The following is a 26,349-nucleotide window of genomic DNA, read 5'->3' as shown; positions in this document are numbered from 1 at the left end:
CACCCAAAAAAAAACCACCCCCCGCTTGCGCGAGAGATGGTTCAAGGCTGACGTTTCAACCGTGCAGCAGCTTCCTGGCCAGTGCCACTTCCAGGCTGTCGCCCGAGTCGTTGAGCACGTCCAGGCCGCTGTCCGGCATGTCGCCCGACGTGGACTGTGACACGGCGATCTTCTTGCCCATGAGCCTGAGGCAGTCCATTTGCGTGGTGCCCGCATAGCCCAAGTACAACACCTTCACGGGCAGCTTCTGACCAATGCGCCATGAGCGCCTGGATGCCTGCTGGACGGTATAGACGTTGTAGCCCGACTGCATGAACACGATCGTCGGGAATTCCAGCAAGTCCAGGCCGGTTTTCACGAGCTCGGGGTTGCAGATCATTACGTCGATACCGCGCTCCACCTGGTCGGCCACCCAGTCCTCGCGGCGGGCAGCGTCCACACTGGCGCGCAGCACGCCGACCTTCAGGCCTTCCTGCTCCAGTTGCGACTTCAACCGGGCCGTGGTGTCACGGGTGCCGGAATAGATCGAGTAGGCCAGGACTCTGCGGCCATTGGCCTTTTCTTCCTTGCAGATGCGCAGCAGCTCCAGTTCCTTGGGCGAAGATTCACCTTCAGAAAACACGGCCGGCTGCGAGTACAGCACCTTGCGGGAACGCGGATGTTGCACGCTTTCAAAACGGAACGCGCAATCTGGCCAGGCCAGCAGCACGTTCATCACGACACCCAACAGGCTGTTGTCGTGCAGTACGAGGGCATGCTTCAACTCCTGCACCAGAATGCTCTGCATGCGGCGATAGGCCTCGCCCTGCACTTCCGCCATGGGCACCTCCAGGAACTGCTCTTCGTAGGGCGGCAAGACCTTCTGGCCAATGTCGCGCAGCTTAAGGAACACGGTGGTCGGCAGCACGTAGCGCATGATGCCCACCGGGCCGAAGCCTGGGGCCTTGCTGGTGCGAACCGTCATCTGCTTTCCCTTGGCCGTGCGGTGCGAGGGGCCGCTGGACTCCTTGTACACGTCCTTGAGCACGCCATGCTCACGCATGAAGGCCATGGCCGCATTGCCCATCGAGCCGGTCTTGGCGGGTTTGAACCCGTCTTCGATCATGCTGCCCGGATCGAGACGCCACAGCAGGTGAAACAGATCGTCGGCATAGCCGCCCATGAGGGTGCCGGTCAGCAGCAGTGTTTTTTGACACTGGCTGGCAAGCACCCCCATGGCCTGGCCCTGGGCCGAACCCTCGTTCTTGTACTCGTGCCCCTCATCGACCACCAGCAGGCCAAAGTAGCCCCGTGGCAGGTAGCGCTTGATGAACTCGGTGGCCTGGTAGCCACCCTCCCCTATGCTGAACTCAAAGTTGGCGAGGCTGCGCTCCATGCGCGCGGCCTGCCGGTCACTGAACACCAGCTCACCGTTGTCGTCCATCAGGTTGACGAACTCATAGACGTTGTCACCGAGCATGTCGCCCAGCGCCTTTTCCCCAAAGATGGAGAGTAGGCGCCGGGCGGTCTTGTCGCCAATGGTGGGCATCTGCTTGAGGGCGGACAGCACCAGGTCGTACATGGACTCGATCGGCTTGCCGGCGCGCATCAGCGTCCACAAGGCGCTGCCGCAATGGCTGCACTTGAGACGCCGGTCGCCTAGCGTGGCCTGCGCAAACTCGGACGACACGGGCATGGGATGCCCTTCATCGTCCTCGCGCGTGATCGGCGCCATGCAATCCGAACAGGCGGCCACCGTGAACGTCTGTCCATCGACGTGCTGCTTGCGCGTGATGAACGACGGCTTCCAGTGAAAACCCATGCGCATGCGCACCCGTCCCAGGATGAAGAACTCGGGCTTGCCGGTTTTCACCCCCAGAGCGTCGCGCAGCATCAGCAGCTTCCTGAGCGTATCCGCACCGTTCAAGATCCAGACCTTGGCATTCGGCACGGTATCGAGGATCTCGCGCCGCCACTTGTAAACCAGGTGCGGCGGCGAGATGACCAGGGTACGCGGGTGCGTGCGTTGCATCACGGCCGCCGCGCAGATGGCCATCATGGTCTTGCCCGTGCCCATTTCCGCGTTGATGACGGCTGCAGGCCGGTTCTCATCGACCAGCAGCTTCACCGTGGCATGCACGGCATCGGCCTGGGCCTTGAACGGCTGGCGCTTGAGTCCGTCAAGAATGGCCTGGCGCGCGTTCCAAAGTGTGGTTCTCTCATCGATGGCCGGATCGAACACCGGAGGGTTCTGCGACTTGACCTGCTCCAGCAGGCCGTCGCCAAATTCTTCGATGAACTGTGCCAGTGCCAACTGCGGCCCGGATTCACCGTTTCCGGTGTCCTGGAGCTGCTGCTGTGGATCGGACAGGGCCTGTTCGAGTTGGCCGCCGACAGTTTCACATTCCATGTTTTCCATTTCGACTCTCCTTCAGTTAAAAAAACGGAGAGCCAGCACGGGGCCGGACTCCCCGCACGGGTTGATGAAAAATGCACCCACCTGCGTGGGCGCCGATGCTCAGGCGGCGATGGCCTCCTGAATTCGAGAGGCCTCGACCGACTGGTGGCCGAGGCTTGCCTGCAGTGCTGCACCGCCCTCCTCCAGCCGCAGAACGCCCATGCGGACGCTGCTGCTGATGAAGGCGGTGAAGTGGTCGCTGAGACTGACGCGCATCGCGGTCATGTTTCCAAGGGCTGGATACAGCCTGCTATCCAAGGCCTGGATGGCCTGCTTTTCCCGGCACCACTGGAACACCGGCTCGCGCCAGTGCTCTTGCAGCGCCACGGGCGAGAGCAGGTTGACCAGCTGCCACAGTCGATGGCGATAGTCCTCGGCCTGCTCAGCACTGCGCCTGGCCGCCGAGGATGAGTGCAAGGCCCAACCGATGCGATTGGCGCGGTCGGGTGAGCGCATGCCTCTGTCAAACAACCACATCTGGTTCAGCGGGCCAAACAGGTTCTGCCGAGGCAGCTTGCCGGCGTGCTTGTCCAGGCGCTTCACATCCCCCACATCGACACGGTGGCGCTCGCCATCCTTGCCGACCAGGTGAATCTGATTGACGCCACGCTGGGAGGCCCCCAGCTCGAACGCGGCGAGCATCTGCATCAGCACACCATCGCGGCCATAGACCGACAGGAACATCAGCCGCCCCTCGCTGTCGCGCAGGCAGGCATCGGCCCAAATGTCGGAGAACTCCTCGATCTGATAGAGCGTGTGGTTCAGCATCTCAGGCTCCTTGCGCTGCCTGCTGCAGGTAGAACTGCTCGACCTTGGCACGAATCGTGTGCAGGTTTTCAAGCGCGCGCTCGTGCTGCTCGGTCACCCGGGCCTCGGTGATGCGCGGAGGGTTCGATACGGCGATGACCGCGCTGTAATCAACGCCTAGGCGGTGCTCCAGGATGGCGCCTCGGCGCAGGTGGACACTTGCACAGGTTGCCAGGCCATGGCGCGCCTCGCGCCTCTCGGTAATGATGCGCAGCACGCCGTTGTTGCCCAGCTCGATCAGGGACAAACCCGCCCAGCCATAGGCATCGCGGTAATAGGACGTTTTGACTTGCATGGTGACTCTCCTTGGATTGCAGGCGAAGTCACCTCCCCACGGGGAAGTGATCCCCGCCAGGGTTGATGGAAAAATTCAGGCCTTGCTGTAGTAGGCCTCGACCTTTGAACGAATGGCGTCAATGCGTGCAATGACGGCCGCGTGCTGCTCACGCACGGCTTTTTCCGTGATGCGCTTGGGGCTTGTCAGCTCCAGGCGCTCGTAGAAATCGCCCGTACCGGCCAGGCCGGCGGCGTGCGATTTGAAGCCACGCCCGTCGTGCCGCCAGACGGCGGCCCGAGTGGACAGGCCGTTGCCGAATGCACGCCGGCTGGTTTCGATGATGAGTTCCTGGTTGCCAGGCATCTCGACCGTGGTCTTGCCGTTCCAGCCTTGGCTGTCGCGGAAGTAGGTGGTTTGCATGAGGGCTCTCCTTCAAAAAAATGCCGGATAGCCCTGCCCCATCGGGGAAGGAATTCCCCGGCGGGTGGTGGTTGCAGAAGTACCCGGCCAGCTTGCGCCGGCCTGCGCGTTTTCAGGGTTGAACGCGCGTTGAGACCATCATCCTTTTGGTCAGATGGTTTCCCCGAGCGTCCGCCATGCGGCGGGCGCTCGGGGAACCCATCGGGTTCCCAGTGGGTTGAAAGGAAGTTGAAAGGAAGGTTCAGCGGCTGACGCTCAGGGACGACTGCAATGCCTGCAAGCCATCCCTTACCATCCAGAACAGGGTTTCATAGTCATGGCCATCGGGCACCTTCTCCGAGCGATTGAGTTCGTCGTTGAAGGCCTGCACCTGGCGCAGCAACCTGTCTGCCCGGTGCTGCGGCGAGTCGGCCGGGCTGTCGCTGTCGGCCTGGGGTTCGGATGAAGAACCGGAACGCTTGCCGTATTTCGCGCCCATGCGATCACGGATTTCCTGGGCGCAGCGCACCCAGGCATGGCCGGAAATCAAAGGGCGGTCGATCGTTTCGGGATCGACCTCCGCCACTGCCTCGGCGCGCTTCATGATGGCGTCGATGATGAAGACCTGCGCCAGCGCCCCGCTGTTGTTGAAGTTCATCAAATCCACGATGAATTCGACGTTGGTCAGAGAAGTACCGTTGTTCATTTGCAAGCTCCAAAAATGCGTGTGAAGCCTGCTGCCCTGCGGGGAAACAGGCCCCACGGGGTTGAAAGAGAAGTGCGTTGTGCCTGCCGGTCAGTCGGCGCGATCCACCAGCTTGTCCGCAAATGCTGCCAGCGCCCTCGCCTTCGCAGCCTCACGTTCGCCATGCAGCACCAGCGCGTGGTGCCTGCGCACCTGGTCGCGCCAGGACTGGCATTGCACGGGAGTCATGTCCAGGAATTCCAATGGACAGCTGTAGTAGCAAGGGCCCATGGCTTCCTCCATGGACTTGCAACCCCAGCCATATTGGTCACGATCCAGCAGGTCACACCTGATGAAGTCGAGGTACTGCCCGGCCTTCAGGTGGGCAACACCATCCTGTAGCGCGGTGATGCGCACCACCGACCACAACACGTTGTCGCGATCGGCGGAGTCGAGCGTTTCCCGGCGGGCATACTCGGACTCGCGCGGTTGCAACAAGTCATTGATCAATGCCGTGCGGCTCAAATCGGTAAATAGCCATCCCATGGCGGTTCTCCTTTGCAAAAAAATGCCGGAGAGCCGCCCCTGGCCGGGACAGACTGCCCCGGCGGGTGGTTGACGAAAAATACCCGGCCAGCTTGCACTGGCCTGGCGCGCTTTCAGAGTTGAGCGCGCCTTGAAACCGTTCCTTGGTTTGATGCAGAAGGTTTCCCGAAATGGCCTGGTGCAAGCCATTTTGGGAACCCCTCCAAGAGGGGGGGGGATGAATCAGCGTTGCAAAGCGCTCATCGCCAGCATCGGCTCCTGAGACACGATTTTCAGCAGTGCCGAGGCCGGCCCCGTGGGGGTTCGCCTCTGTTGCTCCCAGTTTTGAAGTGTCTTGATGCTGACATGCATGAGGTTGGCAAAATCACCCTGAGACAAGCCAGTGCGCTCGCGCACCTTCTTGACATCCAGAGAACTCATCGTGAAGCGGCGCGAAGCCTCGGCTTCGCCTCGCTTGATCTGGCCAGCTTCTTTCAAGCTCTGCACGAGATCGCCAAATAGCGTGCTATCCACGGCACAGCTCCTTTACAAGTTCCCGCAAAATCGCCGTTTCGCGGTCGGTTAGATTGTCTTTCTCCGATTTCGGATAGACCAGCAACATGAAGATCTGCCCATCTTCTTTAAGCCAGTAGTAGATGACACGAACGCCGCCACTTTTTCCCTGACCGTCCAGTCCAAATCGCATCTTCCGAATTCCGCCACCAGCTTTGATGAGTGCTCCCCGCTGAGGGTCGTCGAGCAGCTCACGTTGCATGGCCGCGTACTCATCGTCGGACATGAGTTGCACAATCTGGCGGGTAAAAACCGGCGTTTCGATGAACTCCAACGAGTTCATATTGTACGCCAGTGGCGTACTTGCATGAAAAGCATCATGGCTCCTTTCAAGAGAAGCCACGCCCCGGTGGGGGATGGCCCCACGGGGTTGATAAAGATGGGTACCCGACCAGCTTGCACTGGCCTGGCGCGCTTTCAGAGTTGAGCGCTCCTTGAAACCGTTCCATGGTTTGATGCAGAAGGTTTCCCTGAAGGGCCAAGGTCAAGGGCCACTCAGGGAACTCATCTGCGATGAGTTCTTTGAGCCTGCATTGTGCAAGCCCTCTTTGGTGCCGGTCAACTGATCTTCACGATCTGCCCCAGCCGGTCGCCCGGCGTGAAGTCGATCGCGTTGATCACAGGCACAAACCTGTCGAGCATGGTGATGGTCTCCGTCACGTTGCCGTTGTCATCGACCTGGGTGGCCACCGTGCGCTCCTTCTTTTTGAAGGTGTCGCCCTTGATCAGAAACACACGGCCGTCCTTGCTCTCGATGCGGCCAGTGACCTGTCCGGCGGCAAGCGCCAGGGCCAGGTGCCACTTGGTCATATCGCGCAGGGGCCTGCGGTGCTCCGATTTGGCCTGGCTGAACGTGGTGTCGAACCCCGTCCACAACAGGCTGTTTTGCCACCGATCGAGCTCTTGCGCGAGCTGCGGCCCATCGAGACGCACGGCACGGAAGTCGAACTCCGAGCCATAGGCCACCGATGGAACCACATAGCGCTCCTGCGTCCACTGCCTGGGCAGCTCCTGGTCGTTCAGCTCGCCGGCCTGGGCGCGTGTCAGCATGTCCAGCACGTCTTTTCGGGGGTGCCCAGGCTTGCACTTGGTTCCCACGATGACGCATTGCTTGAACTGCTGCTCGGGTGCCATGAAAAACCGCAGGTCGGTGAAATTGCGCGCCAGGTAGGTGCGGATTTCATCGTCCAGGGCGTAGTGCGGAATGATGTACACCAACACCCCACCGATCATCAACAGCGGTGCGGTTTTCTTCAGAAAAGTGCGCTCCAGCCGTTCGGCCCGCTCGTTGGTGTCCGAAGCCACGGCTCCAGTGGCGTTGTCCTTCAATCCAAACCCATAGGGCGGATTCAGGAACAGCAGGCCCACCGTTCTCGGCTTGATCACCACGTCATGGATGTCCGAATGGATCACGCTCTGCACGATAGTTTTCGCATGCCAGGCACGTTCCTGGTCAAACTCGACACCGTAGGTTTCGATGAATGGCCCGTTGGGCCAGCTGTTGCACAGGCCCTGACACAGGTCAGCCAGGGCAGCACCCTCGCCGCAACACGGATCGAGCATGCGGATCGTCCGGCCCTCGCATGGCACACCACCCGACAGGTCGGGAATGAGCATGGGGAGGATGCGGCTCAGGGTCTCCCCGTCGGTCGGGAAGTAGCCGTTCTTGATGAAATTGCGCGCCAGGCGCTGGAAGATCAAAGCCATGGGGTTCTCCTTGGGTTGTGGACGGGAGACACCCCTGACGGGGAGTTGCCCCGTCCGGGTTAAAAAACTGGAACTTCAGTTATCCGTCAATCGAAAACGGGGGCGTCCTCAGTATTGAAGCCGACGACTTCAAGGGCTAGGCGAAAGGCTTCATCAAGCCCTTCCCACGCAACGCTTCCGCCTCTGGCCTCGCCTTCTTCATAGGCGGCGATCAGCGCCTCACAGGCTTTGATGGCCTTGCGCTTGCGCCGTAGTTCCACGACTGAAAAACGAGGAACGAAGTCACCTTCGATCTCGATCGCCTCGAACTCCAGCACGCCGCCATCGACTTCTTCGAAATCGTCACAGAGCAATGGCATCTCCTCACTGTCGTCCCAAAGTGAGCCGTCTGTGGCAGCCGCGTCGGCGATGCAAATCGCTTCCTCGGCGCTGTTGGCAGAGATCCCTACGGTCACGTCATGACGGTAGGGCAAGGTGTAGCTAACCTCAAATTTCTTCATGTTGATCTCCTGGTTTGAACAAGCGGAGACAGCACCCCATGCGGGATGCCTGGCCTCGCAAGGGTTGGTGGTAGAAAGACTCAATACTCAGATGGGAGCAGCAAGGTGGTCACCGAGCGATCCCATTCGGTGATGATCCAGATCTTGGTAGTGGCGTTGATCTGGTAGGACGACATGATGCGACCGCCATGCTTGACGGCACGGTTGTTGGTCGCGCAATCCTCGGCGTCCATCTCGCCCCAGTCGCCCGAGACATGCCGGAGCACTAAGGGGGCGGGCCTGAGCAGCCCGTTTCCGACGAGGTCGCAGACGCCTTCGGTCATGCAGATGCTGCCGAGCTCAAACAGCGGACGCCCGAATGCAAAAGACGCGTTCATAGAAGCGGACATGGTTGTCTCCAAAAGGAAAGTGGGATGCCCGCACCCGTTCGGGGCAGGAACACCCCGGGGGTTGAAAGAAAGGAAGGCCCGTGCAGCGCCGAAGCGCCGCGAACGGGCAGGTCAGAACGACTTGGGCAAGCCTGCCTGTTTGAGCACCGCGTTGGCGGTGTGGCGAGACTTGATCTTGTGGTCAACCGGGAAGCGAGTCCCGGTATGTGGCGAGTACCAGATGTCGTGATCGCCCTTGCCAGGACGCTCGAAACGACAGCTGGCAGCGCGCAGCAGCCGGATCAGCTCCGGCGTAAAGCTGGCGCCCATGGACTCAATGGAGCGCGCGTGAAGTGATGCCCCAGCGACGCGCCATCAGCTCATAGGTAACCGCATCATCCATCGCTACGCCATTGGCTTCGAGCAGCTCAGGCACCAGGTGGTGGAGCTTCTCTGCCAGGGCTTCGAGTGAGGCACTTTCGGTGGCAAGACCCGGAACATCGTCCGAGGTTGCCACCCAAACGCCCGCCTCGTCGTCCCACTCGGCGTGAATGAGATAGGGCTTTTGCATGGGGCCAGTATAGGCCGGCATGCACAGTGCAAGTGCCATAAAGCACCTCCTTGAACAGGTGGTGGACAGGTGCCCCGGAGGGGCAGCCCATCCGGGTTGATGAAAGCGAAGCCAGTAACGCTAGAGCGGTTGCCAGCAGCGCGACCACATCTCAAAGCCGAACGGCTGCCTAAAGTTGGGCAGCTGCTCGGCCTGTGGCATCTCGGCCTGGAGTTCGGGCACAGCGCTTTCGCTGGCAAGGCCCGGAACAGTGTCGGAACCAGCCACCGATGCACCAGCGCCGTCCTCCATGCCATCGGTGAGGCAAGATTTCTGCGTTAGATCAGTACTCATGAAACACCTCCTTGGTGCAGTGGATGGACAGGTGACCCGGAGGGGCCAGCCCGTCCGGGTTGATGAAGTTGGAGAATTGCCTCGATCGCCAGGGCGACCGGCTGTGTTTACAAGGCTGAACACAGCGCAAAACCATCTTTCGGTTGGAGGGATGGTTTCCCACAGCACCCTGCTCTGCCTATGTGCGGGCCTGGCGCTGTGGGAACCCATCCGTGGGTGGGTTCCGGGTTGAGGGTTAGACCAAGCCTTGCTCTGCCAGGCTCAATACCTGCATCGGCGTGACGATGAAGTGATCGAGCAGCCGGATGTCCAGCATCGCCAGGGCAGTTTTGAGGGTCTGCGTCAGCACCTCATCGGCGCGTGACGGAGTTGGATCGCCACTGGGGTGGTTGTGAGCCACCATGACGGCCGCTGCTTCGTGGCGTAGCGCCCCGATGGCAAGCTCGCGCGGATACACAGAGGTCTGTCCCAAGGTGCCGCGAAACAGCGTTTCAGCATGCAGCAGTCGGTAGTGGCTATCCAGATACAGAACCACGAACTCCTCATGTGGCAAGGTGCCCATGCGAATCCGTAGATACTCCTTGACCGCCGTCGGCGTCTGCAGGGCCGGGCCGTGATGCACCCTGGCCAGCAGCCGCAGCTCGGCGGCGCTCAGGATCTCAACGTCCGACGCCGGCCTATAGCAGCCACCGGCCTCGGCCACCAGCAGTGGCGAGTTTTCTTCGCGTGCGCGAGAGTCAATCGGATTGATGAACATGGTGCTCTCCAGTCAAAAATGGACGGAGAACACCCCCGGTAGGAGCGTCGCCCCATCCGGGTTGTTGAAATGAGTGATACGGGAATCGGCCCATGCGATGGCACACTGTCGGCCATGGCCGATCGCACGAAACTGATACCCATCCAGGGTGGCAATGCCGCCCAGCAGGTCGATTTGACCGAACTGCTGGAGGACATGGACTTGAGGCAGGCCCTGCCCCGGCTCAGAGCGCTATCGCGCCGTCGCAAGCCGGCGGCCAATTCCGTTCTTGCAGTAGTTGGCGCAGGGACTGCGGAAGCTCCCGCGCCAGATCCCGGCGAGCCAGACAGCGGCGCACCAGCCTGACGGCCGAGCACACTTCGTTAGGTGCAAAGCGCTCGCGCGCCTGCTCCAATTGCTGCCAGTCCTCGTCGGATGCTCGGCTCAGCCACTCGTTGAAGATGCTGTGAAACAGCATTCGCTCTTGCGCGTCGGCAGTCAGGGCAAAGATGTTGAAGGTCATCGTCGTCTCCATGAGAAAAAACGGGGACGACCTACCCCGCACGGGGATTGGCTGTCCCCAGGGGGTTGATGAAAATGCATTCCGGCTGCAGTGCCGGACGAACTCAGCGGGAACGCAGTCGGTGTTCCCAGCCTTCTTCACGCAAGTCCCAGAGCAGTTTCTGAAACTCGCCTTCGAGCTTGTTGGCCATGTCGGGTGGTGTGCCCAACTCGGTAAACGCCTCGAAGATGTGCAGCTCAGGCCAGGGCATCTCGCGCCTGAGCATGACGGGCCTCAGATAGTCGAGCACTTCATGAAGTGCCCTGTCCACCTTGTAGGCTGCATCGTGGGGCTTGCCGGCCGCCACCAGGGTTTTGTAGAAATCGACAGCCATGTCATGCCGCCAGCTTGATCACTACGGCGATGATGATGCCGGTCGAAGCAAGCATTGCACCGAACATCTTGATCGTGAGGTCGTTGATGGTCTTGTGAAGCTCGGTCACGATTTCAGCCCGAAGCACTTGCCCGTCCGCTTTGCTCAGAACTTGCTCTCGCAAATCCCGAACATCGCCGCGCACGCCTTCGACGCCGTTATCGACCATCTGTTTCATGGCTTGTTCCACCTCGTTGGCGTTATCGGAGGGGATGCCCGCTCGCGACAACGAACAGTAAACAGTCAAATGAGACACGCTCATCAGTCTACTCCTTGCATCGAAAAATGCAGGGCCTGGCCCTTGCGAACAGGCGCCCGCAAGGGTTGATGGAAATCACAGTTGTACCCGGTAGGCTTGCGCCGGCCCGCGTGTTTTCAGGGTTGAACACGCCTTGAGACCATCTTCGGTTCGGGTCAGATGGTTTCCCCCAGTGTCCGCCACGCTGCGGGCACTCGGGGAACCCATCGGGTTCCGGGCTAGAAACGATTGCTTGAACTGCACCCCCTCACTGCGGCCCGTCATTGCTCCGAGGAGCTGGGGCGGCAGGTGGATCACCGAAAGCGGGGGTCGAGGTGACCAATAAAAGGCGCGAGGGTCAACGGTGCGGCTTGGCTTTCACCGCACACCGCCCATTCGCAAAGCTGCGGACGCATGAGGTCGCCGCCACCCTGCTAGGACATCATCCCGCGGCATGCCGGGAGGCTGGCCTCTACACCCAACGAACGATGTAGAGGTCAGCCCACCGTCAGGCGGGCTGGAGGCGGAACCCTTGCGGGCTCCCCTTCCTGTCAACTGGTAAAGAGCCAGATCTGCTGCTTGGCATCGAAGCGATAGCCACGCTGCCTGAGCATTCCTGCCTGCTGTCTCAACAAGGCCCGATCCACGGAGGCATCGAGCTTGACGGGCATGGCCCGCTCCATGGCCGACCAGGTTTCTTCATCGAACAGATCGTTCGCAGATTCAGATTCATCCGCGTCCTGTACGGGTGCGGCTTCCTCCTTGGATTTCTTGAACTTGTCCCAGCGCTTGTCGCGGGGCTCTTCCTGGACGGGTGGCTTCTGGATGACGGGTACCGGCTGCGGCTGCTCTTCCAGGGGATCGGGTTCAACGATTTCCTCGGTCACCGGGCGTTGATCTTCGGTCAGCACCTGCACATCGCGCAGGCGTGCCCGAATCTCCGTGACGGCCTTGCCGTAGGCGACATACTGGCCCATGTAGATCTCGTCGATCCACACGGTCGCCTCGTAGGTGCCCTCGTCGAACTGGTCGAGCAGTGATTCCTTGACCTTGAACTCACCGAAGTCGGTGGACAGGTCGGCAATACAAAACGGGCCATTGCGGCCGTTGATGCGCTTGACGCGCAGGGTGGCATTTTTGACGGTGATCATGGTGGTGTGCTCCTGGTGAAAAAACACGGAAGCACTCCACGCACGCCCCTCGCGGGACATGAGGGCTGTCCCGTGAGGTTGAAAAAAATAGAGAAGATACCCAGACCGCTTGCGCGGCCTGGGCTCTCCGAGGCTTGAAGTTACTGACAGGCTTGCGACCTGGCAGTTCTGGCGACGCAACAGCGAGTGTGTGTGCAGTTCGAGGAGGCGTGCCGAGGGTACCCCGGCGCTTGCGCGCGTGCCCACTTCAGGGGTTGATGGGCCTCATACGCCAGCAGTGCTGGCCCTGGTTATTCAAGTGACACCAGTAAACACTCGCAAAGCGCTCTAAGGATATGCGCTGGGCATCAGAAAATCAAGACTGGCTGCATGCACGGCAACTCTAGGGTTCCATACGTTGCGTCCATGCGCGGCTGCGATGCGCTGCACGCGCCTGGTCAGCGGTCAGGAAATACTCCTCTGACTCGCGGGACACTGGCCCATCCTGATCGCAAGTGCCAAGGTAGTAGCCCGCCCGCGACTGCAGCACCTGCAGTGGCAGGTACTTGTTGCAATACTGCCGGGCCAACAGGCCATGCGCAGGGGTCTGTGGGTGTTGTGACTCTGTCATCTGGTACTCCGTTCGCTTCAAAAAGCAAACCCCTCGATCCGCCACGAAGGCGAATGCGAGGGGTCTGGTCGTGGCGCTGAGTTTCAGGCTACGGCACGAGCAACATAGTCGGCGCCCTGGCGGACGGTACGACCGGCAGCGTATCCACCGTTGTAGGCGGGACGCTGGCTGGCAGGACGTGCTTGTGGCGGACGAGCCGCCGGCTGGATACGTTCCTGGATGCGCTCTGGACGCTGGCGTTGAGGTTCACCCTCGGCCACCTGCGGCGCAGTATCGCGTTGCAGCTCTTCACCCTGTTCAACCGGTTGCGCCGCTGGCGAACCCTGCTCCAGCTCCGGGGGAGCGGATTGCAGGTCGTCAACGGGCTGGTCGGCTTCGGGATCGCGCCGGTACACGTTTTCACCATCGATGGTGATACTGTTGATCAGGAGCAGGCGACCCTTGATGAGTGCTGCCATCTCCTTCTCGCCAGTTTTGCGACCATCGCGCTCACGTACATCGCGTTCGTACATGTGGGGATAGATGTCCCCAATGCGGAATGCGATGAACACCTTGCGCTTTTCCTCGACATCCACCTTCAGGCGCTCGACCATCTCGATGGCCTCGCTGCCACTGACCCGCAGGTCGAAGTAGGTGTAGTCAGGGCTCTCCGCATTGCCACGAATGGCAGACACGGAACAGGCAAGGAAGGGATCGGCACGGCGGCCGGCGTTGCGACGAGGTTCAACCCAGCGGACACGGTTCACGTATCCGACGCCATTGACATGCAGGTTGAAATGGTTGGTTTGTGCGGAAGCAGTCATCATGATCTCCAAAAGAATGGACTTAGGAGATCACGCAGCCCGACACGGACCGTGAGGCCGAGGACAGGGATACGCAAAATCCCTGTCCGGGTTACAACGAAAATACTCTGGCACCGACCTTGGGAATCAGTGCGTGCGCCTTTCAAGAGTTGAGACGCTGCGTGGTGCCTTGCGGCATGTCACAGGACGAAAGCTATATGGTTCGGGGAGCGATGTCAATAGTCGTCATCGCCGCCGACACCGTGGAAGCCACACTATGAACGGCACCCCGCACCCCGCACCCCGCACCCCGCACCCCGCACCCCGCACCCCATCAACAGTGACACCGAAGCCGGCTGTCGCGCTGCACTCAAGGCAGCAGAGAGTTTCTTTGACCTATAGGTGCCACTCGGCATCTTGCCGTTGGTGCAGCACGCGGATAACGTCCAAGTGATCGGGGTAGTCCAGAAAATAGACCACGTGCGAGCCGCATAGGTATTTCTGCAGGTTCGGCAGCACGGAGGGGCGGCCTTGCTTTGCTCCTCGGGCTAGCGCATAGCAGGCATCCCGAATTGTGTCGGTGTAGCTGTCGGCCTGGTCTGGCCCCCACCTGTCCGCGCTGTAGTCCCAAATCTCGCCAATGTCCGCCTCCGCCGCTGGCGAAAACGCGATGACCTTCATTGCGCTTGAAACCCTGCTCGCTTACGGGCCTTAAAAGCCTCAAAGTCGAACGGGCGCGGTTCGCCAGATTCAAGGCCGGCGCTCAGCGCATCTTGCAGCGCCTTCACCCTGGTTTCATGCTCTTCAAGCAGTCGCAACCCTGCCCGGATTACATCGCTTGCGGAACCATAACGCCCGCCCTGCACTTGGGAATCAATGAAGCTGGTGAAGTGTTGTCCGAGGGATACGGAGGTATTTCTCATAGATTTTCTCCTTGGCTCGGTACCATTTTATACCAATAATTGGTATTTATCGTACTGCCACACCTCCAACAGATCAAGGATCAACAGCTGTAATCCAACCCTGGCGTGAGCGTCCGTGGATACTCGACCCCGCCAGCGAGGAAGGCGCATAGATCGAAGCGCTCATCGAAGCCTGGGAGCGCAAACACTGCCCCCTGGAGCCACTCGAGCCCTTCGAGGCCATCAAATTCCGCATGAACCAGTCGGGCCTGACGGTGGCCGACATCGCGCCCTACAGTGGATCACGTCTGCGGGGGTATGAAGTGCTCAATGGCAAACGTCCACTCACAGTGCTCATGATCCGACGGATTTTGACGCTGGGCATGCAGGCCCAGTCACTGGTGGGAAGCCCAGAGCCCGTTCGGGCCTGACCCACCCCCGCCCAGCCCGCCCTACCGCTCTTTACTATGCCCCACCTCGATCCTGCGCAGCCGCAGTGCATCGCGGCGCAGTAGTTCAGGGCTATGCTTCATATTCCAGTGCCAGTGGCTCGGCGTCCGAGCGCTCGCGCGAGCGCCTGCGCAACTCGACGGCGTCGGTTTCAGCATGTGTGCGGTCTCCACGACCAAGGCGAAACACCTGGATATTGTGGCGGGCCTGCCTGGCTTCGGCATCCATGAGCTGGGCCGCGCCCGCCAGCTGTTCCACCAGGGCGGCGTTTTGCTGGGTGATGCCGTCTATATGCTGCACCGCTTCACTGATCTGAACCACACCCTGGGCTTGTTCGCGCGCAGCCTGGTCGATTTGCTGCAGCATCTGAGCGACTTTTTGCACCGACTGCATCGCCTCCTCCATGCGCTGACCTGCTTGTGCGGTGCGTTGGCCGCCCGTCGCTACTCTCTGTTGGGACTCGCGAATGATGTCGTTGATCTCCTTGGCCAGGCCGCTCGTGCGGTGCGCCAGCGAGCGAACCTCGCTGGCCACCACAGCGAAACCACGCCCTTGTTCACCGGCTCGCGCAGCTTCCACCGCCGCGTTGAGCGCCAGAATATTGGTCTGGAACGCCACGCTTTCGATCACCTGGATGATGTCCCCGATCCGCTTGGACGACTGCGTGATTTCCTGCATGGTGTCGGCCACACTGCGTATGGCTTCCTGGCTGCGTTGGGCGTTAGCGGTGGTTTCATGTGCCATATGTACGCCGCAGCTGGCCAGTTGCGAGGTGTTCTGCACCGTGCTGTTGATCTCATCCATCGCCGCAGCGCTTTGCTCTAGGCTGGCCGCCTGAGCCTCGGTGCGCGCGGACAGATCGTTGCTGCTGTGTGCAATTTCCTGCGCTGCCGTTTGCAGACGTCGCAGGTCGTCGCGCACGTCGCCCATCACGGTTCTGGTGGACAGGCCCACCTGAATCATGGGCAGCAGCAGACTGCGAGCAACACCATTGCCCTGAACCGCAAAAAATTGCGACAAGTCGCCACTCGCCAGCTGCCGGGAGACGCGAATCACGTTTTTCAGCGGGCGCAACGTGACGCCTGCCAAGCCATACCCCGCCACACACGCGCTGACGACGCCGGCCAGCCAGACGCCCCACAGTGGACTGCCCGTGTTTGCGACGACTACCGGCCCCGCCGCAGCCAATGCCATCCAGGCTGCGTATTGCCCCCTGGGCCGCAGGCGCAACGCCCCTGCCAACCGCCCCAAGGCATCGACACGCATCAGCTCGCCGTGGCGGAAGGAATACACCTTTTTGCCGGCCTCGGCATGCGCGCTCATGCGCGCGTACAACTGTTCGGCTTCGCGGATTTCTTCGTTGCTCGGACGCGAGCGTACCGACAGAAAACCGACAATGCGCTCGCCATCGCGCATCGGCGTCGCGTTGGCACGTACCCAGTAATGGTCGCCATTCTTGCGCCGGTTCTTGATCACGGCGCTACACAGCAGGCCTTTTTGGATGGTGTCCCAGAAATCCCGAAACGCTTCGGCAGGCATATCTGGGTGGCGCAGCAGGTTGTGCGGCTGGCCCAAGAGCTCATCCTCTTTGTACCCGCTGACAGCAATGAAGTCCGCATTGCAGTAGGTGATGCGACCCTTGGTGTCAGTGATCGAAATCAGGGTTCGATCCGCAGGAAAGTCAAAGTTGGCCTGTGTGACGGGAAGATTCTTGCGCATCGCAGAAGAATTTGTAATTAGTTGAAAAAATGTTACCCCCCCCCGGAAAACGTCAAGGGAAGTGACTGATTAATACAACTAGTAAAATGTCGCGGTGCTAAGGAAATCCTGCAAAACCTCCCCATTTGTCTGGTAGCTGTCAGCCACCGCTGGCATCCTCAGCATCTATGAAGCAAATTAGCCTCGCCTTGAACCTGAGCACGCGCCAGACCCGCAAGCAAGTCTTCCTCGAACAGATGGAGCAGGTCGTGCCCTGGCAAGAGCTGGTGCAACTGATCGCCCCGTACTACCCCCAGGGCAGGAACGGGCGCCCGCCCTTTGAGCTGCAGACCATGCTGCGCCTGCACTTCTTGCAGCAGTGGTTCAAGCTGTCGGACCTGGGGATGGAGGAAGCCTTGTTTGACACGCCCCTGTACCGGGACTTTGCCCAGCTCGATGCCCACGGGCGGCTGCCTGACGAGAGCACCATCTTGCGCTTTCGCCACCGACTGGAGCGCCACAAGCTGGCCGAGCAGATGCTGGCCACCGTCAACGACCTGCTGTGCGCCAAAGGCCTGCAGCTCAAGGAAGGCACCATCGTGGATGCCACCTTGATTGCCGCGCCGAGCTCAACCAAGAACAAAGACAACGCGCGAGACCCCGAGATGCATTCGAGCAAGAAGGGCAACCAGTGGTACTTCGGCATGAAGGCCCATATCGGCGTGGATGCCGACAGCGGCCTGGTGCACACCGTGCGCTGCACCTCGGGCAACGTCGGCGACGTGGTCGAAGGCAACAGCCTGCTGCACGGACAGGAGGTGCAGGTCTTTGGCGACGCTGGCTACCAGGGAGCGGACAAACGCGCCGATGCGCCTAACGACGTGCCGTGGCACGTTGCCATGGGGCCGGCCAAACGCAAGGCATTGGACAAAGAACACAGTGCTGTAGATGCTCTGGTCGATCAGCTCGAGCGCGTGAAGGCGCAAATCCGCGCCAAGGTGGAACACCCGTTTCGCGTCATCAAGCGCCAGTTTGGCTACACCAAGGTGCGTTATCGAGGCCTGAAGAAAAACACCCTGCAGATCGTGACGTTGTTTGCGCTCTCGAACCTGTGGATGGCGCGCCATCAGTTAATGCAGCAGCAAGGAGCACGGGGATGAGTGCGCCCGAAAACAGGGCGCGGGCCGCCAAAAGCGGCAAAAAGCCCTGTTTCAAGGGCAAAAGGCAGGGGAAACTGCCGAAATCAACTCAAGTTTGCACCATCTGAAAAATAGCCCAGGCGTAGCACGCCTGGGAATGAGTTGTTCAGGGCATCCCTAACGCTATGCTTTGTGTTAATAGCGCCTTGGTCGATCTGTGCCGTGCGAGGTGTGTCCTCTCAATGGGACTGGCGTTCGACCGATGTCCGATGCCTGAAATCCTCCTCGGCTTTCGTCCAGCAGCGCTGACAAGCGCCCCGATAATTTACTCAATGACCGCTTGCGGTACACGTCCTGTGCTTGCGCCCATGCGCTGAACCAGGCCGGGCATCCTGGAACATGCACACGACGGCGTAAGCGGTCATTTTGCTTCCAGGCGCCCGCGCAGGTGCGCGGCCTCCTGCTGGGCCTTGGCCAACTCCTGGGCCTGCTGCGCGGCCAGTGTCTCGGCGCGCGTGGCGCGCTCCAGCGTGGCCTGGGCCTGCGCCTGCGCCACGGCTGCGGCCTGCTGCGCGGTCTGGGCCTGTTCCCGCGCCGCATCCAGGGCAGCGCGCAGGCGCTCGCCCTCGGCCTGCAGGGCATCGGCCCGCCCCGCGAGCTTGTCGCGCTCCCCGCGCAGTGCCTGTGCCTGTGCCTGTGCCTGCGCTGCCAGATCGTCACGCTCGCCCTCCAGCACCTCGCCCGCTGCGGCCAGATCCGCAGCCTCGGCCTGCGCCTGGTCTATCTCGGCCTGGGCAGCGTCACGCGCTGCAGCCGCAGCGCCTGCCAGCTCGGCGGCAATGGCCGCGGCCAGTGCCTGCGGTAACTCCTGCCCAGGTGCTGCTGCTGGGCGTGCCTTGCGCCACGCGGCCAGGTGCCGCTGGATGGTGTTTGGGCTGCCGGTGTCGCCCAGCCGCTCGCGCACGGCGCGAATCGTGGGCTGCTGGCCCTCGGCTTGCAGCGCCTCGGCGGCGGCTGCGACGTGGGCGGCGGTAATTCCTGGACGAGTCATATCACACCATTTCATATCACTACAGATATGATATTCTAATGTGATACGATACGATATGCAAGTGATTTTTAACCCATCTGCAGAACACGATCGCAGCAAACTGAAGATGGTATTCGCAGCAATGAGGGCGATAGCGGGCCTGGTTCAGAACAGGAACCTGCGGCAGACAACCAGGCTCAGGCAGATATCAAAACCGGGGGGGAGGAGCCGCCCCGTGAAAGTGGAGGAATGCGATACAATGCATCTCAATCAGTCGCAATAGGAGGCCGTCATGGCTGCAACTACCACCATGGTTCACGTTCGCGTGGACGAGCACATCAAAACGCAGGCGGCGGAAACACTGGCCTCGATGGGCCTGACTGTCTCCGATGCGATCCGCGTGTTCCTGACCCGTGTCGTCGCAGACAAGGAACTGCCGTTTGCCCTTAAGGCACCGAACGCCACCAGCCGCGTCGCCATTGCCGAGGCCGACGAGATCATCAAGAGCCGTCGTGCTCGTTTCGCAACCGCCGACGCGTTGCTGAATGACCTCGAAGAAGCCAGCAGCAAGTAAGCGGACAAACCTGCCTCACGCATCGGACTACACCAAAGAGTTCCGGAAGGACTGGGTGCGCCTGTCCCACTCCGGCCGGTACGACATGAACCGGCTGAAAGAGGCCATGCTGCTACTCATCGCCAATGACGGGCCGCTGCCGCCTGAATGGCTCGACCATCCGCTCACGGGTGACTGGGCGAACCATCGCGAGTGCCACATCGGCGGCGACTTCCTGCTGATCTACCGGCTCGACGATTCGGGCAAAAACGGCTTGGTCGTTTTCGTGCGCAGCGGAACTCACTCCGAGCTGTTTACATAAACCAAGACGAGAGCAGTGAGCAACCAGAACGCAAGATCACCTGCACGCTGCGCCGGCCGCGGCAGCTCGACTGGGCAAGCGTGGTGCCGGACTGGCACGCAGAGGGCTACAGCGAGCATGCCACCCGCTTGGGTGCACCACTGATCCGGTTGCCGCAGTGGTTTCCATGAGCAAGAGTTTTGGCTGGCGCTGCAGCATCAAGCGGAGCCTGCAGCGGGGCCGGTCAATATGTCCGCCGCCTCCAGGTATTCCTGCAGGTAGCCAAACAAACTGAGGGCGGTGTACTCATGCAAGAAAATGCTTTCGGTACGGCCGTCACCAAAAACGGCGCGCAACTCCAATGCCGTGCCCGTGACTGTGTATGTAGCGCGTTCAATGACCGTGACCCGGCGGGCTCTTCCCACCTCGTCTTCGGTCAGCTTTGGCACTTCCGTCAACAGCGTGTGGTAGGGGTGCCTCGCAGGAAGGTTCTCCACCAGCGAGGGATCGGCTTTGGCACGCAGCATGAAGGCATTGCTGCCAAGGTGGTTGCAATAGCCAGCCAAAGACCTCATAAGCAAGGCGTAGGCCTTGGGTGGCGGGAGTGTCAGGATTTCTGTGTGTGAGGCTGTTGAATCCGTCACTCAATCGTGAGGCGGTTTGGTGATCTTACTGGCCCGATCTGGTAAATCGGTCCTCGTAGAGGATCGCAAATTGGTTCATCGCTGATTTCCAGTGGTTGGCCGCCCGCCCCCAGTCCGCGGTGATGTTGCGCAGCGCCAGCCAGATCAGCTTGGTGGCCGCCTCGTCGCTGGGGAAGTGGCCGCGCGTTTTGATGATCTTGCGCAGCCGTGCGTTCACGCTCTCGATGGCGTTGGTGGTGTAGATCACGCGCCGCACCTCGGGCGGGAAGGCGAAGAACGGGATGACCTTGTCCCAGGCCCGGCGCCAGGCGCTGACCACGGTCGGGAACCGCTGCCCCCAGGGGCCGGCCGCAAACGCATCCAACTCGGCCTCGGCCGCCTCGGCGCTCACCGCGGTGTAGATGGGTTTGATGGCTGCGGCCAGCGCCTTGCGGTCTTTCCATGACGCAAAGTCCAGGCCACCCCGGATCAGGTGCACGATGCAGGTCTGCAGCGTCGTCGCCGGGAACACTGCGCCCAGCGCCTCTGGCATGCCCTTGAGGCCGTCGGTGACGGCAATCAGGATGTCCTGCACCCCGCGCGTCTTCAGATCGTTGAAGACCTTCATCCAGAACTTCGCCCCCTCGGTGTTCTCGATCCAGATTCCCAGGATGTCGCGCGAGCCGTCAGGCAGTACGCCCAGCGCCAGGTAGACGGCCTTGGAGCGCACCACCGCATCCTCGCGAATCTTGACCCGCAGCGCATCGAAGAACACCACCGGGTACATCGCCTCCAGCGGCCGTGTCTGCCAGGCCGTGACCTCGCCCATCACCTCATCGGTGACACGGCTGATGAGCTCGGGCGAGACGTCCACCGAGTACATCTCAGCCAGGAAACCCTGGATCTCGCGCACCGTCATGCCGCGTGCGTACATGGCGATGATCTTGTCGTCGAAACCCGTAAAGCGCCGCTCGTGCTTGCCAATGAGCTGCGGCTCGAAGCTGCCTTCGCGATCGCGTGGGACATCGATGCGCAGCGCCCCCACATCGGTCAGTACGGTCTTGGTGCTCTTGCCGTTGCGGTGGTTGGCTGATCCGCCTGTGGGCTTGGCTTGGCCGGGCGCATAGCCTAGGTGATGACTGACATCTCGGCGCCCAGCGCCCGCTCAAGAATTGACTTCTTGAACTGATCGAACAGCCCTTGGACTTGGCCCGGCGTCATGGGCCCGGTCACCAGCTGGTCAAGCAGCTCGGCCGGGATGTGAAATTGCGGCTGTGCCGCCTGGTCCGCCAAAGCGGTGGGTTTGGTCTTGCGTGGCATTCATGCTCCTTGTCGACATGCTATGCCTCACACACAAAATTTCTGACAAGCTCTGGGTGGCCAATGCGTGAGCTTGGTGCGGTGGTCATACATCGCAAACTTGATGCAGATGCCGACCCATTCGCCCTTGCGTGCCATGATGCCAGTCTCGAAACTCGTGACATAGTTGTCTGATTCCTGACTGGTGCGTTCAGAATTTGCGGTCATGGTCTATCTCCAAAAAATGACGGCCATCATGGGTTGTTGCCGGACAGCTGGGATTTCACAGCCTCCACGACATCCTGCTCCGTGGCCTGCTTGGACTGCAGCAGGCTCCATATACCTTCATCAATCGAGCCGGCCACCAGCGGCACGATGACCAGCACATTGCGTCGTTGCCCCAACCGGTAGGCGCGATCTTCTGCCTGGCGCATCAAGGCCGGCGTCCAGGGCAAGGAGGCAAATGCCACATGGTTCGCCGCCGTCAACGTGATTCCCACGCCTGCCGCTGACGTGGTGCCGATAAATACCGTGACGGCCGGATCATTCTGAAAGGCGTCAATCGCCTTTTGCCGTCTGGCGCCCGAATCCGCGCCCACCAGGGTGACACAGGCAATGCCGGCCTGTGCAAACGCATCCTGCATGGCCTCCACCGTCGCCATGTACTCGCAGAAGATAAGGATCTTGTCGCCCTCGGAAAGGCTTTCCACTGTTTCGATGAGAAATGGCGTCTTGAGCGCTTCCAGCTTTTGCCGCAGGCGAGTGATCTTGGGCATGGTTTGCAGGCTCATATCGCCATGGATTTCCTTGTATCCACCCAACCCTTCCGGTGGTGAAACCCAACGCAACTGGCGTGTCTTGTCACCCAGATCCTTGAGCACGTCCTTGCGCCGGCGCAGCATCCAGCCACGCAAAGCCGCCGCCAGCGCCGCACGCTTTTCACCGGTTCCGGTAAATTCCTTGCGAAACGCTTTCATTGGCAGTTGCCCCATCGGATGGCCTGTCAACCGCAGTAGCGTATGCAGCTCGATCTCCCGATTGAGCAAGGGTGTACCGGTAATGACGTAACGGCGTGGAATGCGCGTGGCCATCACAAAGGCATTGCGGGTGCGTCCGGCCTGGTGTTCTTTCAGGTAATGCGCCTCATCCACGGCCATCACCTGGAATTCGAGCTGGATTTCACGCACCAGTCCGCCAAGACGCTCGTAGTTGGCGATGACCCAGTGGCATCCATACAGCGCCGAGATGCGATCCTCGCCAGCCATGCCGACGATGGTGTCGGGATAGACCATGCGGATTTCGCGCTCCCAGTTGATGCGCAGCGAAGCCGGGCACACGATCAACACCCTGCCCTCGCCCGCGGCCAGACGTGCAGCCACCACGGTTTGGCGACTCTTGCCCAACCCCATGTCATCGCCCAGGCAGGCGCCGGTTTGGCCCAGCAGATGGCGCACGCCGATGAGCTGGTAATCACGCAAGCCCGCACGCACACCCTCCGCTGCCAAAGCGGCCTGGTCGATTGCCAGTGCCTCGCTGGACAGCTCAGCAGAGAGGAAACCGCTGCCGACCCGCTCGTCGCTGCCTGCATCGCCAGGCAATGGCGATGCTCCTGGAACCTGAATGGGTGAGACATCGGGTGCAGGCGCAATCAGCTCTTCGAGCACCACGGGATGCTCATGCACAAAAGCGAATTCGGGCGCCACACCAGCGAGTTCGCGCAATACCTCCAAAATGCGCTCAGTGCCCCCGGCAACCTGCCAGGCCAGGGCCGGCTTATGAAAACTCCCTCGCAGTGCCCGCATGGCACGAACACAGAACAGGTCGTAGGCAAAGCTGACGGCATGCTCGCCCTGGGCCAGGTCGCCCCGCGACAAGGGAAACACCTGAACGTCCAGCACCTGCGTGAAGAAATCACCCTCGGGCGCCGCGATAGCAGACTGCAAAATGCGTTGCGCATCATCCAGCTCGACATGCTGGCCGGCGTAAAGCGTTCTGAGCCACTCCAGGCTGCGCGCGACGTTCACCAGCTCGATGGCCCACATCCGGCGGCCAGGCACCCACCAGGCCCCGGCCCTGGACAGGGCCCGACCCATGCCGGCAATGCTGTGCAGCTGCAAGCCAAGACGCCGACCGTCGCTCACCGCATGGATTAGCAGCGGCGGCGGCCTCAAGGTCACAGGCGTCAGCATCCCTGCGTTCCCACCCTCATCGGAAATGCTCCGGCAAGGCCGCCACGGCCTCGATGCGCTGCCCCAGATCGGCCTTGAGATAGATGCCGGTGGTGCTGATGTTCTTGTGCCCCAGCAGCTGCTGCGTGACCGGCAGATCGGCACCGGATGCCTTGAGGATTTCGTGGGCAAAGGTGTGTCTCAGCCAATGGCAGGAGGCCCGCCTGAAATCTTCCTGCAGATCCCCTGTCTCAGGCTCACCAAGCCCCTCCAGGTGCTCGGCAACGCCCTCAAAGAAGCGCTTGAGCACCCGATGTAGGCCGGCTTCCGACAAGGCGCCGCAGGACGCATGCATGGTGCCCACGGGCGGTTGCTCCAGGATGCTGATCAAAGGAGTCTCGGCCAGGCCCACATCAGGCAGCTCGCCGGCAGCCACGAGCGCCCTGCGATCCCCGAGGTGGCGCTCCAGGGCGTCAATCACGGAGTCCTTGACGGGTAGCTTGCGCTCATGGCCCCCCTTGCCACGCACGGTCAACACATACCGGGCACCTGCGGCGTCTCCGCCATGCTTGCGCAGATCGCCCCAGGTGTGGGCACTCATCTCCTGACGGCGCATGCCGGTGGTCTCGCCCAGCATCAGGATGGCCAGCAGGCGACGCTTGTGGGCGCTGCCCACCATGGCATCGAGCGCTGCCTTCATGGCGCCCAGGTGGCGCAGACCAAACGAGCGCGTCGTGTCCATCATGGCGTTCGCCATGCCGGCACCAGCGGCGGCGCGCACGCGGGCAAAGGGATTGGCTGTCAGGTAGCCGCTCTCCACCAGGAATCCATACAGGTGACCGATGGCGGCCAGGGCGCGCCTCGCGCTACTGCGCGAGAGCGGCCCGCGCATAGGGCGCCAGTCGCCATCCTTGCGCGTAGCCGGCAAGGCATTCACCCAATGCGCCGGGGGACTGACCAGGAAGCGCGCGTGCTCGATGGCGTCGGCCACGGTCAGCGTGGACAGGCCTTGCCCACGCTCATGGGCCCACATCAGCAGCCGCTCCACATCGCGCCGGTAGGCGGCCAGGGTATGCGGGGATTTGAGGGTCAGGGTGTCCAGCCAGACCCGCAGGGCCTGTTGATCCGACACGGCGCCCAAGGCATTGAACCCTGCGCTCCGCAGATCGGTACCATTTGGCACTGCGGGCCTGCACGATCCCGGTTCCGCGACAGCCGCCATGGCAGTGCCCACACCTCTCACCCTGGGCGACAGGGGTCGCTCCAGCCACGTCTCATGATCGCTCAGCCATTGCACCAGGCGCTCGGCCCGCTCCCGGCCAAGGCCTGGCACTGCACGCCACCAGGTGCGGCCGTGACAGTTCACCAGAGTCACCAGGTCGGACAGTTGCAGTACGCCAAACGGCCGCAACTGGTGGCAAAGCCGCTCGGACAGCCATTGCGATACGGAATCATGAGCCTTGGGCATCTGCGCGCTGTGTAGTTGAAGCGTATTCAAGCCACGCAGCGCCAGATTCAGGTCGTCGGTTAGTGCCGTTGTCAAACCGGGTTGCGCCGAGGCACCGTACTCCTCCTCGTAGAGTGCCAACAGCTCTCGTTCGCCGTAGAGATCGGCATCGAAGCGGTCGGTGAACTCCTGCAGCGACGGAGCGCTGGCTGGCCGGCACGCCACGACCGCATCGAGCCGCAGGGCGCGCACCAGCGACCCGGCGAGACCGCCCTCCCCCAGGCCCTCCAGGTGCGCGCGTGCCTCACGCACCAGCGCCAGCAGATACGAGCGCACCACCCTGGCATCGGCATGCAGCTCAGGCAGATAACGCCCAGCCGCTGCAGACGGATGCATTCCCTGCACGATGGCGCGCAGCAGCGCTAGATCATGCAATCGCAACCCGCGAACGCGCACTACCAATTCACGGCCTTGCGGCCGCCCCCGCTGCGCGTGCCCATTCAAGGCCGCCATATTCGTCACAGCGTACATAGAAGCCCCTTCGGCGGTGCCTCCACCGGCAAACCGACTTTTGCCGAAACGATGGCCGCCACCTCGTACCAGGCGTCCTCGAAACCGTGCCGGCCGACACTACGACTGACCTTGCGCTGTTTGCGCACACCGTCCACGGTCTCCATCCAGTAGCCGATGACCCGATGCGTCTGCCTTCGCGGGTCAAAAACACAACTGATCGGCAACGCGAGACCCCGAACGGCCCGCTTGCGCGTCAAGTAGGTTTGCGCCTCGGGTTTGTACTTCCGCCAGGCAAAAACCTCATCCCGGAAATACTGTGCTTCGATCAACGCCGCTTCGATGCCACCATAGTCCCTCGGGGAAAAATAGGTCTGCCTGGCGGCCAAGCCCTCGGCAAAGGCCGGCAGCTGCACGCGCCATAGCCCCGCATCACTCATCCAGCCGACGGACTTCATCGACGCACTCGGCAGGCGGCTACCCGCGCTGGCGATGCGCGCGCGCAGCCGCTCAAGCGCCTGCGGCTCGTACCCGGCCACCTGCCCCACATCTCGACCTTGATTGACTTCCTGCGTCAACATAACTTTCATTATCG

32 protein-coding genes and 1 pseudogene are annotated in these 26,349 nt (G+C 61.4%); 3 read left to right on the top strand and 30 right to left on the bottom strand.

Going from position 1 to position 26,349, the window contains the following annotated elements:
* Positions 1–55: 55 nt before the first annotated feature.
* The 23 genes from P4826_RS03740 to P4826_RS03625 form a co-directional block, all read right to left on the bottom strand.
* A complete protein-coding gene (locus P4826_RS03740) occupies positions 56–2,398 on the bottom strand; it encodes a DEAD/DEAH box helicase family protein (RefSeq protein ID WP_317702598.1) in 2,343 nt (780 codons plus the stop codon).
* A gap of 99 nt (positions 2,399–2,497) precedes the next feature.
* Positions 2,498–3,205 (bottom strand): hypothetical protein, encoded by a 708-nt coding sequence (locus tag P4826_RS03735; protein WP_302078889.1) that lies wholly within the window; start codon positions 3,203–3,205, stop codon positions 2,498–2,500.
* A gap of 1 nt (position 3,206) precedes the next feature.
* Positions 3,207–3,539 (bottom strand): hypothetical protein, encoded by a 333-nt coding sequence (locus P4826_RS03730; RefSeq protein WP_317702597.1) that lies wholly within the window; start codon positions 3,537–3,539, stop codon positions 3,207–3,209.
* Between the two features lie 75 nt (positions 3,540–3,614).
* Positions 3,615–3,941, bottom strand: coding sequence for a hypothetical protein (locus tag P4826_RS03725; RefSeq protein WP_123676654.1), 327 nt, complete (start codon positions 3,939–3,941; stop codon positions 3,615–3,617).
* 241 nt (positions 3,942–4,182) lie between these two features.
* A complete protein-coding gene (locus P4826_RS03720) occupies positions 4,183–4,626 on the bottom strand; it encodes a hypothetical protein (protein ID WP_123676653.1) in 444 nt (147 codons plus the stop codon).
* 90 nt (positions 4,627–4,716) lie between these two features.
* Positions 4,717–5,151, bottom strand: coding sequence for a hypothetical protein (locus tag P4826_RS03715; protein WP_317702596.1), 435 nt, complete (start codon positions 5,149–5,151; stop codon positions 4,717–4,719).
* Positions 5,152–5,373: 222 nt separating this feature from the next.
* Complete coding sequence (gene nadS, locus P4826_RS03710) at positions 5,374–5,664, bottom strand: NadS family protein (RefSeq protein ID WP_317702595.1); 291 nt, start codon at positions 5,662–5,664, stop codon at positions 5,374–5,376.
* Positions 5,657–5,986 (bottom strand): type II toxin-antitoxin system RelE/ParE family toxin, encoded by a 330-nt coding sequence (locus tag P4826_RS03705; RefSeq protein ID WP_425605216.1) that lies wholly within the window; start codon positions 5,984–5,986, stop codon positions 5,657–5,659. The genes nadS and P4826_RS03705 overlap by 8 nt, the downstream gene beginning before the upstream one ends.
* A gap of 275 nt (positions 5,987–6,261) precedes the next feature.
* Complete coding sequence (locus P4826_RS03700; RefSeq protein WP_317702594.1) at positions 6,262–7,410, bottom strand: DUF6094 domain-containing protein; 1,149 nt, start codon at positions 7,408–7,410, stop codon at positions 6,262–6,264.
* Positions 7,411–7,496: 86 nt separating this feature from the next.
* Positions 7,497–7,910 (bottom strand): hypothetical protein, encoded by a 414-nt coding sequence (locus P4826_RS03695; RefSeq protein ID WP_317702593.1) that lies wholly within the window; start codon positions 7,908–7,910, stop codon positions 7,497–7,499.
* A gap of 80 nt (positions 7,911–7,990) precedes the next feature.
* Positions 7,991–8,299 carry a hypothetical protein gene (locus tag P4826_RS03690; protein WP_302078882.1) on the bottom strand — a complete coding sequence of 103 codons (309 nt, stop codon included), beginning with the start codon at positions 8,297–8,299 and terminating at the stop codon, positions 7,991–7,993.
* A 111-nt stretch (positions 8,300–8,410) separates the two neighbouring features.
* On the bottom strand, positions 8,411–8,608 hold the full coding sequence (locus P4826_RS03685) for a type II toxin-antitoxin system HicA family toxin (protein ID WP_123676648.1): 198 nt from the start codon (positions 8,606–8,608) through the stop codon (positions 8,411–8,413).
* A 4-nt stretch (positions 8,609–8,612) separates the two neighbouring features.
* Entirely contained in the window at positions 8,613–8,888 is a 276-nt protein-coding gene (locus P4826_RS03680) for a DUF1902 domain-containing protein (protein ID WP_302078878.1), read from the bottom strand.
* An 81-nt stretch (positions 8,889–8,969) separates the two neighbouring features.
* Positions 8,970–9,182 (bottom strand): hypothetical protein, encoded by a 213-nt coding sequence (locus P4826_RS03675; protein ID WP_148061019.1) that lies wholly within the window; start codon positions 9,180–9,182, stop codon positions 8,970–8,972.
* Between the two features lie 235 nt (positions 9,183–9,417).
* Complete coding sequence (locus tag P4826_RS03670) at positions 9,418–9,939, bottom strand: JAB domain-containing protein (RefSeq protein ID WP_317702592.1); 522 nt, start codon at positions 9,937–9,939, stop codon at positions 9,418–9,420.
* 223 nt (positions 9,940–10,162) lie between these two features.
* Complete coding sequence (locus tag P4826_RS03665; protein WP_148061018.1) at positions 10,163–10,441, bottom strand: hypothetical protein; 279 nt, start codon at positions 10,439–10,441, stop codon at positions 10,163–10,165.
* 103 nt (positions 10,442–10,544) lie between these two features.
* Positions 10,545–10,814 carry a hypothetical protein gene (locus tag P4826_RS03660; protein ID WP_317702591.1) on the bottom strand — a complete coding sequence of 90 codons (270 nt, stop codon included), beginning with the start codon at positions 10,812–10,814 and terminating at the stop codon, positions 10,545–10,547.
* A gap of 1 nt (position 10,815) precedes the next feature.
* The gene (locus tag P4826_RS03655) at positions 10,816–11,115 is read right to left on the bottom strand and encodes a hypothetical protein (RefSeq protein ID WP_317702590.1); all 300 of its coding nucleotides are present in this window, start codon (positions 11,113–11,115) and stop codon (positions 10,816–10,818) included.
* A gap of 527 nt (positions 11,116–11,642) precedes the next feature.
* Positions 11,643–12,242, bottom strand: a complete 600-nt coding sequence (locus P4826_RS03650; protein WP_317702589.1) for a DUF3275 family protein — start codon at positions 12,240–12,242, stop codon at positions 11,643–11,645.
* Positions 12,243–12,935: 693 nt separating this feature from the next.
* Positions 12,936–13,658, bottom strand: a complete 723-nt coding sequence (locus tag P4826_RS03640) for a DUF3577 domain-containing protein (RefSeq protein WP_317702587.1) — start codon at positions 13,656–13,658, stop codon at positions 12,936–12,938.
* 372 nt (positions 13,659–14,030) lie between these two features.
* Entirely contained in the window at positions 14,031–14,315 is a 285-nt protein-coding gene (locus P4826_RS03635; protein WP_317702586.1) for a type II toxin-antitoxin system RelE/ParE family toxin, read from the bottom strand.
* Positions 14,312–14,557, bottom strand: coding sequence for a type II toxin-antitoxin system ParD family antitoxin (locus tag P4826_RS03630; protein ID WP_317702585.1), 246 nt, complete (start codon positions 14,555–14,557; stop codon positions 14,312–14,314). Before P4826_RS03630 ends, P4826_RS03635 begins: the two co-directional genes overlap by 4 nt.
* Positions 14,558–15,058: 501 nt before the next feature.
* The gene (locus tag P4826_RS03625) at positions 15,059–16,705 is read right to left on the bottom strand and encodes a methyl-accepting chemotaxis protein (RefSeq protein ID WP_317702584.1); all 1,647 of its coding nucleotides are present in this window, start codon (positions 16,703–16,705) and stop codon (positions 15,059–15,061) included.
* A 167-nt stretch (positions 16,706–16,872) separates the two neighbouring features.
* Between P4826_RS03625 and P4826_RS03620 the strand changes: the two genes are divergently transcribed.
* On the top strand, positions 16,873–17,844 hold the full coding sequence (locus P4826_RS03620; protein ID WP_123676633.1) for an IS5 family transposase: 972 nt from the start codon (positions 16,873–16,875) through the stop codon (positions 17,842–17,844).
* A gap of 400 nt (positions 17,845–18,244) precedes the next feature.
* Here P4826_RS03620 and P4826_RS03615 read toward each other — a convergent pair whose 3' ends face one another.
* Entirely contained in the window at positions 18,245–18,874 is a 630-nt protein-coding gene (locus P4826_RS03615) for a DNA-binding protein (RefSeq protein WP_317702583.1), read from the bottom strand.
* Positions 18,875–19,145: 271 nt separating this feature from the next.
* On the opposite strand from P4826_RS03615, the gene P4826_RS03610 reads away from it, so the two are divergent.
* A complete protein-coding gene (locus P4826_RS03610) occupies positions 19,146–19,427 on the top strand; it encodes a type II toxin-antitoxin system RelB/DinJ family antitoxin (RefSeq protein ID WP_317702582.1) in 282 nt (93 codons plus the stop codon).
* On the top strand, positions 19,399–19,728 hold the full coding sequence (locus P4826_RS03605; protein ID WP_317702581.1) for a type II toxin-antitoxin system YafQ family toxin: 330 nt from the start codon (positions 19,399–19,401) through the stop codon (positions 19,726–19,728). The genes P4826_RS03610 and P4826_RS03605 overlap by 29 nt, the downstream gene beginning before the upstream one ends.
* 197 nt (positions 19,729–19,925) lie before the next feature.
* Here the strand turns inward: P4826_RS03605 and P4826_RS03600 are convergent, their stop codons facing one another.
* The 6 genes and pseudogenes from P4826_RS03600 to P4826_RS03575 form a co-directional block, all read right to left on the bottom strand.
* Positions 19,926–20,234: a hypothetical protein gene (locus P4826_RS03600; RefSeq protein WP_317702580.1), complete on the bottom strand. Its 309-nt coding sequence runs from the start codon at positions 20,232–20,234 to the stop codon at positions 19,926–19,928.
* Positions 20,235–20,376: 142 nt separating this feature from the next.
* A pseudogene (locus P4826_RS03595) lies at positions 20,377–21,650 on the bottom strand (IS256 family transposase).
* Between the two features lie 27 nt (positions 21,651–21,677).
* Entirely contained in the window at positions 21,678–21,857 is a 180-nt protein-coding gene (locus tag P4826_RS03590; protein WP_317702579.1) for a hypothetical protein, read from the bottom strand.
* A 26-nt stretch (positions 21,858–21,883) separates the two neighbouring features.
* Positions 21,884–23,818, bottom strand: coding sequence for a DEAD/DEAH box helicase (locus tag P4826_RS03585; protein ID WP_317702578.1), 1,935 nt, complete (start codon positions 23,816–23,818; stop codon positions 21,884–21,886).
* Positions 23,819–23,834: 16 nt separating this feature from the next.
* A complete protein-coding gene (locus P4826_RS03580; protein ID WP_317702577.1) occupies positions 23,835–25,640 on the bottom strand; it encodes a phage integrase family protein in 1,806 nt (601 codons plus the stop codon).
* A gap of 122 nt (positions 25,641–25,762) precedes the next feature.
* Positions 25,763–26,344, bottom strand: coding sequence for a hypothetical protein (locus P4826_RS03575; protein ID WP_317702576.1), 582 nt, complete (start codon positions 26,342–26,344; stop codon positions 25,763–25,765).
* Between the last annotated feature and the right edge of the window lie 5 nt (positions 26,345–26,349).

Source organism: Diaphorobacter limosus (genome assembly GCF_033100095.1).
Lineage (GTDB): Bacteria > Pseudomonadota > Gammaproteobacteria > Burkholderiales > Burkholderiaceae_C > Alicycliphilus > Alicycliphilus limosus.
The sequence above is the reverse complement of the archived record's forward strand: the minus strand, read 5'-3'. Positions and strand labels throughout refer to the sequence as shown.